Here is an 8,208-nt window from a genome sequence, read left to right on the forward strand (position 1 = left end):
AGCACCAGGCTGGCTGCTTCCAGTTTGAACTCCGGAGAGAAATGTCGTCGTCCCATCTCGGTACACCTCATGGTCATGGTGGCAAATTACCACCTATCGGGGTGTCCAAGATCAGTGAACCACTTCAACCCGAAAAGAAGGACACCCCACGGCTTGGCCCTTCGGGCCTTCGAGGCCGGACCGCGTCCGACCTCGAAGCCTCACGACCGACGGCTGACTCGGGGCCGGCTCGACGCGACATCGTGTCGCGCTGAGCCTCGGAGCGACGTCCTTGTCGCTCCGACCCCGTCCAGCCGACGGCCGTGACGCAAGCCGAAAGGGGACAAAACCTTCGTTTACCGCCGTGCAGTGAGCCTGACGCTTCGGCGCTTCAGATCGGATCAGATGGCGACCGGGTCGATCTCCTGGGTGACGCTGTCACCACGCTCGATCTCGGCACGACGCAATTCGTATTCCATCTGTAGGTTCAGCCAGGTGCGCGCCGTGGTGCCGAAATAACGCGCCAATCGCAGGGCCGTGTCCGCCGTCACCCTACGACGCTCCAGCACGATGTCGTTGATGCGGCTGGGCTGTACCTTCAGTGCCTTGGCGAGCGCATTCGCACTCATCTCCATCGGCTCGAGGTAGTCCTCGCGCAGGATTTCGCCCGGGTGGACCGGGCGCATGCCGTTATCGATCATGTCCGCCACCTGATCAGCCGCGCAACAGTCCCTTGACGCTGATGTCCTCATCCAGCGCGGGCCAATGAATACCTTCGCCGTCCCCCAGGAGCTCGAATGTCTCGAGCTGCTTGCGATCGGCAGCCGCCAGCAACGGAAACCAAGCCAACGGCACGCTGATCTTGCGACCATCAACAAGCTGGACCGTCATGTCGTCGTCACCGAAAAAAACCCGCTCGGCACGGGCCTGCGCCTCAACCGCCAATGTGCTCATTCCAGGCCTCCAGGAAGGTGTCCTGATTCTTCCGAACAATGTCCATTATGGTCCGAAGTTCATGGGACGGAAAGTGACTCGAACTCGCGAGCGCAACTGGCTTAAGCCAGCATTTCGCCAAGAGGCGATCCCGCTGCACGTGAATATGCGGCGGCTCACCGTACTCGTTGCTATAGAAGAAGAATCGATAGGGTCCAGATCGAAGCACCGTTGGCATACGCGTCCCTGCGTTGGCTACCTGGGCGATTACAGAATCATTGCACAATTCCGACGTTCATCAATATGGCGTGGAGGAACGTTTCACACGCCTATTGCGCGTTGCGACAAGGATCTACCGCCGAGCAGCGACTTGGCGCTCCGACGCTTTTCGATCGGATCAGATGGCGACCGGATCGATCTCCTGGGTGACGCTGTCGCCTCGCTCAATCTCGGCGCGACGCAACTCGTATTCCATCTGCAGGTTCAGCCAAAAGCGCGCCGTGGTGCCGAAGTACCGCGCTAGGCGCAACGCCGTATCCGCCGTCACGCCCCGGCGCTCGAGCACGATGTCGTTGATCCGGCTGGGCTGTACCTTCAGCGCCTTGGCCAGCGCATTGGCGCTCATCTCCATCGGCTCGAGATAGTCCTCGCGCAGGATCTCGCCCGGGTGGACCGGGCGCATGCCGTTCTTAATTGCCATCAGCTCACCCTCCTCTGCTCTCAGTGGTAGTCCACCAGTTCGACGTCTTCCGGCCCACGATCCGTCCAGTGGAAGCACAGACGCCATTGGGCGTTGACCCGGATACTATGCTGCCCGACGCGATCGCCAGCCAGCGCCTCCAGACGGTTGCCCGGCGGCGAGGCCAGGTCCTCCAGTGCTTCCGCCGCATGCAGCTGGGCCAGCTTGCGTTCGATGATGCGCCGGATATCCGACCATCGGCGGGATCGTCCGGTCTCGAACAGCCTCTGCGTGTCCCTGCAGCGAAAGCTCCTGATCATGGTTTAGAGAATATACCGTTTATCGGTAAGCGGCAAACAAACATTAGGAGCACGTTGTCATCCTCACCCTTGTTCGGAATGGTCTCGGGAAAACTTCTGACCGTTGGGAGAGGGTTTCGCACGCCGGTTACGTCTTGCGACAAAGGTCAACTGCCGTGCGCGGCGTGCGAGGGTATTTTCTTGCTTGTCCAAGAAAACACCCTAAGAAGGACACCCCACGGCTTGGCCCTTCGGGCCTTCGAGCTCGGACTGTCGTCCGACCTCGAAGCCTCACGACCGACGGCTGACTCGGGGCCGGCTCGACGTGACGTCCTGTCACGGCGAGTCTCGGAGCGACGTCCATGTCGCTCCGACCCCGGCCAGCCGCCGATCGTGAGGCAAGCCGAAAGGGGATAAAGCCTTCGTTTACCGCCGTGCGGTTCGGTTGCTACCTACCCGTCCGTCCGCGCCTCAAGGCAAGTACGACGTTTGAACACGCCTAACAATTCGAATCGAAGGCCGAGTCCCCTTACGCCTTGCCTCGCGAGCGGGGAATCGCAGGGTCGGGCTCGCATGGACGCGAGCCCGAGGTTCGCCGCGACAGGACGTCGCGTCGAACCGACCCGTCCGCGATTGCCCGTTCGCGAGGCTGATCGCGGTAGCGATCAGGCCCGCAGGGCCAAGGCGTCGGGGTGTCCTTCTTTTCGCCCTTTTCTTGGACAAGCAAGAAAAGGGTTCGCGCGCCGGGCACGGCAGATGACTGAACCCACTCCGACCAAACGGCGCGTGAAACCGATCAACACCCTCTAAAAAATCAGCCCTTACACCTTCGAGGACTGGAAAGGATCTATTCGTCGAGGAAGTAGTCGCTATCGAGCTTTTTGAGTTCGTACACCGAGGCCGTCGAAACACCAACGCCGTGATCAATCATTAGCCGAGCTAGACGTCGGCCGTTTAGAAGAATAATGCGATTGTCGATAAGACTCGCGTATTCAAGCGCCTCACGCGTAAAGCTCGAAGTCGTTATAAAAACACCTTTTTTAGCCCTACGGCCCTGCAGTGCGCCAGCGAACTTCTGAATTTCGGGACGGCCGACGACACCTTCCCAACGTTTGGCTTGCAGATAGATTACGTCTAGACCCAGTGGGTCTTCGTCGATAATCCCGTCGATCCCACCATCGCCACTCTTTCCCACAGCCCTTGCGGCGTCATTTCTTTCGCCGCCATAACCCATGGCGACGAGGACATCGACGACAAGCCGTTCGAAAAAGTCGGGCGTAACTTGTTTGATCTGATCGAGCAGGTCGATTTCGAGATTGCCCCGTATGGTCTTCCAGGCAATTTCGAGGACCTCTTCCGGAGTTTGCTCATCGTCATATGAGGATGACGAAGGCGTGCTTTCTTCCGCGTTATCCGCCGGTCCGTTGTTGCGCTGATAGCGAAAATCCAAGAATCCTTGATACCGCTCAAGGTAGCGATTCGTGATCCGCGCTGGACCGGACTTGATCGCTTCTCGGCCAGCGTCGGTGATCGCGAACACGCCACGGCGTTTCGCTTCGAGAAGCCCTGCTTTCTTGAGATGCGTGGCGGCCCACGCTACCCGGTTATAGAACAGCTTGGCTCGCCCGCTCGGGAGCATTTGCTCGCGCTCTTCTTCACTCAAATCGAAAGCGTCGGCCAAAGCGTCGTGCGCGTCACGTAAACGGCGCTCGTCAGCACCCGCAGCATACTCGAGCAGTGGGCGATTAAGAGTCTGGAAGTCTGGGATTGCCATCAACGGCTTCCTTGATGTTTGAGGCAAATTCAACCTGGATGCCACGCGTAAGCAGGCCTACTACTTGTTGGCTGAGACATCCAGCACGGTGCAACAGTATTCGGTTAAGAGCCACGCCCTGGGTAATATGCCGCTGCCCTGGTAACGGTATCCAACTCCTCTAACCGCTCCATCAACGTAGCCTCCGGCGCCACCCGCCACTCGTCGGCAAGACGAAACGCCCCCCGCCCCAACTCGCTCTGCACCTCGACAATCACCGGCAAGCCCTCCGCCTCACGGAACGGCTCGACGATATCCAGCATCCGCTCGGTCGCCTCGATGCCGCAGTCGGGGGTGAGCGCGATGGTGACGCACTGCGCGAATCGCGCCCGCGCCTCGCCCAGCGTGTAGAGCCGCTTGTGACGAATGCGCAGGTTGCCGTTGAACGAATCGAAGGAGACGTCGCCCTCGACGATCACCAGCTGGTCGCGGCCGACGCGGTCGGCGAGCACCTCGATGTCGTCGCCCACCAGGCGCATCTCGCCGCGGCCGCGCCCGTCGTCGAGGGTGATGAACAGCTGCTTGTCGCCGCTCTGGGTGCGCATGGTGCGCTCGGCGACGCACAGGCCGGCCACCACGGCGGGCGTGCCCTTGACAAAGCCGCCACCGGCGGCCGCCGCGGCGGACTCGGCCTTGTCGGTCAGCACGTCGAGGCGCCCGGTGATGAAACGCGTGAGCTCGTCGAGGTACTGGTTGATCGGGTGACCGGTGAGGTACAGCCCGAGCATGTTCTTCTCGAGGCGCAGGCGCTCGTCGTCCGACCACTCGGGGACCGGCTTGATCGGGCTGGCCACGGCCGTCTCCGGCTCGTCCATGCCGCCAAAGAGATCGCTCATGCCGGCCTCGGCGGCGGTGGCGACCTGGCTGGCCGCCTTCATCGCCTCCGGGATGTGGGCGTGCAGAGCCGCCCGTGAGGGCCCGAGCTCATCAAGCGCCCCGGCGCAGACCATGGCTTCCAGCACGCGCTTGTTGAGCGTGCCGGCGCCGACGCGCTGACAGAAGTCGTTCATGTCGGCGAACGGGCCGTTCTCGGCGCGCTCCTCGACGATGCGCTGGATGACGCCCTCGCCCACCCCGCGGATCGCGCCGAGGCCGTAGACGATCTCGCGCTCGCCGCCGGCGGTGAAGCGGTAGGCGCAGCGCTGCACGGACGGCGGCACCACCTCGAGCTCCATCCGCCGACATTCCTCGATCAGACCGACCACCTTGTCGGTGTTGTCCATGTCCGCGGAGAGCACGGCGGCCATGAAGTACGCCGGGTAGTGGGCCTTGAGCCAGGCGGTCTGGTAGGCGACCAGCGCGTAGGCGGCCGAGTGCGACTTGTTGAAGCCGTAGCCGGCAAACTTCTCGACCAGATCGAAGATGTAGCCCGCCTCGTCGACGTCCACACCCTTCTCTTTCGCGCCGTCGAGGAAGATCTGGCGCTGCTTGGCCATTTCCTCGGGCTTCTTCTTGCCCATCGCCCGGCGCAAGAGATCCGCGCCGCCCAGGGTGTAGCCGGCCAGGATCTGCGCGATCTGCATGACCTGCTCCTGGTAGACGATCACGCCGTAGGTGGGCTTGAGGACCTCCTCGAGCCACGGGTGGAGGTACTCGACCTGCTGCTCGCCCTTCTTGCGCAGGATGAAGTCGTCGACCATGCCCGAATCGAGCGGGCCCGGGCGGAACAGGGCCACCAGGGCGATGATCTCCTCGAAGTTGTCCGGCTGGAGCTTCTTGATCAGGCCCTTCATGCCCTTGGACTCGAGCTGGAACACGGCGGTGGTCTCGCAGCGCTTCAACAGCTCGAAGCTCTTGGGGTCGTCCATCGGGATGGCCGAGATGTCGATCGGCTCCTCGCCCGCCTTTTCGCGCGTGGCGTTGATCGCCTTCAGCGCCCAGTCGATGATGGTGAGGTTCCTCAGGCCAAGGAAGTCGAACTTGACCAGGCCGACGGCCTCGACGTCGTCCTTGTCGAGCTGGGAGGCCGGCGAGGCGTGGTTGGCCTCGCAGAACATCGGCGTGAAGTCGGTGAGCTTGGAGGGCGCGATCAAGACGCCGCCGGCGTGCTTGCCCACCGAGCGCGGCAGGCCCTGCAGGGCGCGGCCCATGTCGACGATCGCCTGGACTTCCTCGTCGCGGTCGTAGAACTCCTTGAGGTCGGCCGAATAACGCTCGGGTTCCTTCTGGCTCTTCTCGGTGCGCCCGAGGGCGTCGTCGAGCGAGACGTCCATGCCCGGCTTGAAGGGGATCAGCTTGGCGATGCGATCGACGAAGCCGTAGGGGTAGCCCAGCACCCGGCCGACGTCACGGACCACCGCCTTGGCGGCCATGGTGCCGTGGGTGGCGATCTGCGAGACGGCGTCGCGGCCGTAGCGCTCGGCGACGTAGTCGATCACCCGGTCGCGGCCTTCCATGCAGAAGTCGATATCGAAGTCGGGCATCGAGACCCGCTCGGGGTTGAGGAACCGCTCGAACAGCAGGTCGTAGGCCATCGGGTCGATGTCGGTGATCAGCAGCGCCCAGGCGACGATCGAGCCGGCGCCCGAGCCCCGCCCCGGCCCGACCGGGATGTCCTGGCGCTTGGCCCACTGGATGAAGTCCGCGACGATCAGGAAGTAGCCGGGGAAGCCCATCTGGATGATGACGTCCAGCTCGCGCTCGAGCCGTTCGCGGTAGGTCTGGTGGTCTTCCGCCGGCACGCGTTTCAGGCGTTCTTCCAGCCCCTGCGCGGAGAGCTCGCGCAGGTAATCCGACTCGGTCTGCCCGGCCGGGGTCGGGAAGTTGGGCAGGAAATTCTCGCCGAGTTTCAGCGTGACGTTGCAGCGCTCGGCGATGGCCAGGCTGTTGTCGATCGCCTCGGGGAGGTCGGCGAACAGCTCGCGCATCTCGTTCGCGGTGCGCAGGTACTGGCGGTCGGAGTAGTCGCGCGGGCGGCGCGGGTCCTCGAGCGTACGGCCCTGGTTGATGCACACCCGCACCTCGTGGGCCTCGAAGTCCGACTGGTCGAGAAAGCGCACGTCGTTGCTGGCGACCACCGGCAGGTCCTTCGCGATGGCCAGATCCACGGCGGATTCGATGAACGCGCCCTCGTTGACGCGGTTGGTGCGCGTGAGCTCGAGATACAGCCGGTCGGGGAAGCGCACCGTCCAGAAGGCGAGCGCCTCGTCGACCACGTGATCGAGCCCGTGGACGAGACCACGACCGAGATCGCTGTCCACCCCGATCAGCGCGATCAGCCCGTCGGTCTTCTCTGGGGTGAGCCAGTCGCGGTTCAGGCAGGGCCGGTCGTCGTGCTGGCCCTCGCAGTAGGCCTGCGACAAGAGCTCGGTCAGATGCAGAAAACCGGTGTCGTTCTGCGCGAGCAGCACCACGCGCGACGGCGGGGTCTGGGCGTTCTCGTAGACGAAGCAGTCCGCGCCGAAGATCGGCTTGATGCCGGCGCCGAGTGCTGCCTTGTAGAACTTCACCATCGCGAACAGGTTGCCCTGGTCGGTCAGGGCGATGGCGGGCATGCCGCGTTCCTTGGCGTGCTTGACCGCGTCCTTGACACGCAGGGTGCCGTCGATCAGCGAGTACTCGCTGTGCACGTGCAGGTGGACGAAACTCATGCGGCCACCTCCCCCGACGCGAACGAGCCGTGCCAGCCCAACCTGCGGCGGCATGCGGAAGCCGGGACCCGCGCCGGCGGCGCGGTTCGCTTGCAGGGCAAGCTCACACGGAACATCGCCATTACCGTAGGAGCGGCGTTAGCCGCGATACCCGCAGGTACCAATCCCAGACCATCGCGCCTGAAGGCGCTCCTACGGGCGGAGGCGGCAGGATCGGCTTGGTGACACGTCATGCGAAAAGCGCTCATTTGCCCTCCAGCATGGCGAGCGTCTCGGCTTCCATGTCCTTCAAGTCCTGCATCTCGCCGTCGGTGAACCCGGCGGCCTTGCGGCCGACCTCGTCGTAGGGGCCGCGGATGCGCCCGGCCATGTATTGCTGCAACAGCTCGCGGAAGGTGGTACGCGGATCGACGCCGCGCTGCTCGCAGGCATAGCGGAACCAGCGCGTGCCGATGTGCACGTGCTCGATTTCCTCGGTGTAGATGACATCCAGGATGTCGATCAGCGGCTGGTCGTCGTACTGGGCGAGCTTGCGCTGGATGCCGGGGGTGACGTCCAGGCCGCGCGCCTCGAGCACGCGCGGGATCAGGGCCATGCGCACCAGCACGTCGTGCTCGGTGCCGTGCACGGTCTCCCAGAGGCTGGCGTGCGCCGGGAACGCGCCGTATTCGTAGCCGCGCTCGCGGAGATAGGCGTCCAGCAGTTCGAAGTGCTTGGCCTCGTCGCGCGCCACCGACAGCCAGTCGCGGTAGAAGCCCGCGGGCATGGCATCGAAGCGGTAGCAGGCGTCCAGGCCGATGTTCATGGCGTTGAACTCGATGTGCGCGAAGGAATGCGCCATCGAGGCGCGGCCCTCGGGCGTGGCCGGGCCGCGCTTGGGCACGTCGCGCGGGGCGACCAGTTCCGGGCGCTCGG

At 63.7% G+C, this 8,208-nt stretch carries 8 protein-coding genes; all 8 read right to left on the reverse strand.

Translation table 11 applies throughout. From position 1 onward, the window contains the following. Positions 1 to 380 precede the first annotated feature (380 nt). On the reverse strand, positions 381 to 680 hold the full coding sequence (locus tag FAZ79_RS10730; RefSeq protein WP_136867963.1) for a HigA family addiction module antitoxin: 300 nt from the start codon (positions 678 to 680) through the stop codon (positions 381 to 383). Between the two features lie 13 nt (positions 681 to 693). Then, positions 694 to 933: a DUF2442 domain-containing protein gene (locus FAZ79_RS10735; RefSeq protein WP_136867964.1), complete on the reverse strand. Its 240-nt coding sequence runs from the start codon at positions 931 to 933 to the stop codon at positions 694 to 696. Next, the gene (locus FAZ79_RS10740) at positions 914 to 1,150 is read right to left on the reverse strand and encodes a DUF4160 domain-containing protein (RefSeq protein WP_136867965.1); all 237 of its coding nucleotides are present in this window, start codon (positions 1,148 to 1,150) and stop codon (positions 914 to 916) included. Before FAZ79_RS10740 ends, FAZ79_RS10735 begins: the two co-directional genes overlap by 20 nt. 159 nt (positions 1,151 to 1,309) lie before the next feature. After that, entirely contained in the window at positions 1,310 to 1,594 is a 285-nt protein-coding gene (locus tag FAZ79_RS10745) for a HigA family addiction module antitoxin (protein WP_211238841.1), read from the reverse strand. 38 nt (positions 1,595 to 1,632) lie between these two features. After that, positions 1,633 to 1,911 carry a type II toxin-antitoxin system RelE/ParE family toxin gene (locus FAZ79_RS10750; protein ID WP_136867967.1) on the reverse strand — a complete coding sequence of 93 codons (279 nt, stop codon included), beginning with the start codon at positions 1,909 to 1,911 and terminating at the stop codon, positions 1,633 to 1,635. Between the two features lie 826 nt (positions 1,912 to 2,737). Then, positions 2,738 to 3,664, reverse strand: a complete 927-nt coding sequence (locus FAZ79_RS10755) for a restriction endonuclease (protein WP_136867968.1) — start codon at positions 3,662 to 3,664, stop codon at positions 2,738 to 2,740. Positions 3,665 to 3,768: 104 nt separating this feature from the next. Next, positions 3,769 to 7,293 carry a DNA polymerase III subunit alpha gene (gene dnaE / locus FAZ79_RS10760; RefSeq protein WP_136867969.1) on the reverse strand — a complete coding sequence of 1,175 codons (3,525 nt, stop codon included), beginning with the start codon at positions 7,291 to 7,293 and terminating at the stop codon, positions 3,769 to 3,771. 244 nt (positions 7,294 to 7,537) lie between these two features. Then, positions 7,538 to 8,208, reverse strand: a 671-nt coding sequence (locus FAZ79_RS10765) for a ferritin-like domain-containing protein (RefSeq protein WP_247709546.1), incomplete at its 5' end; no start/stop codon positions are given.

Source organism: Guyparkeria sp. SB14A (genome assembly GCF_005096345.1).
GTDB lineage: Bacteria > Pseudomonadota > Gammaproteobacteria > Halothiobacillales > Halothiobacillaceae > Guyparkeria > Guyparkeria hydrothermalis.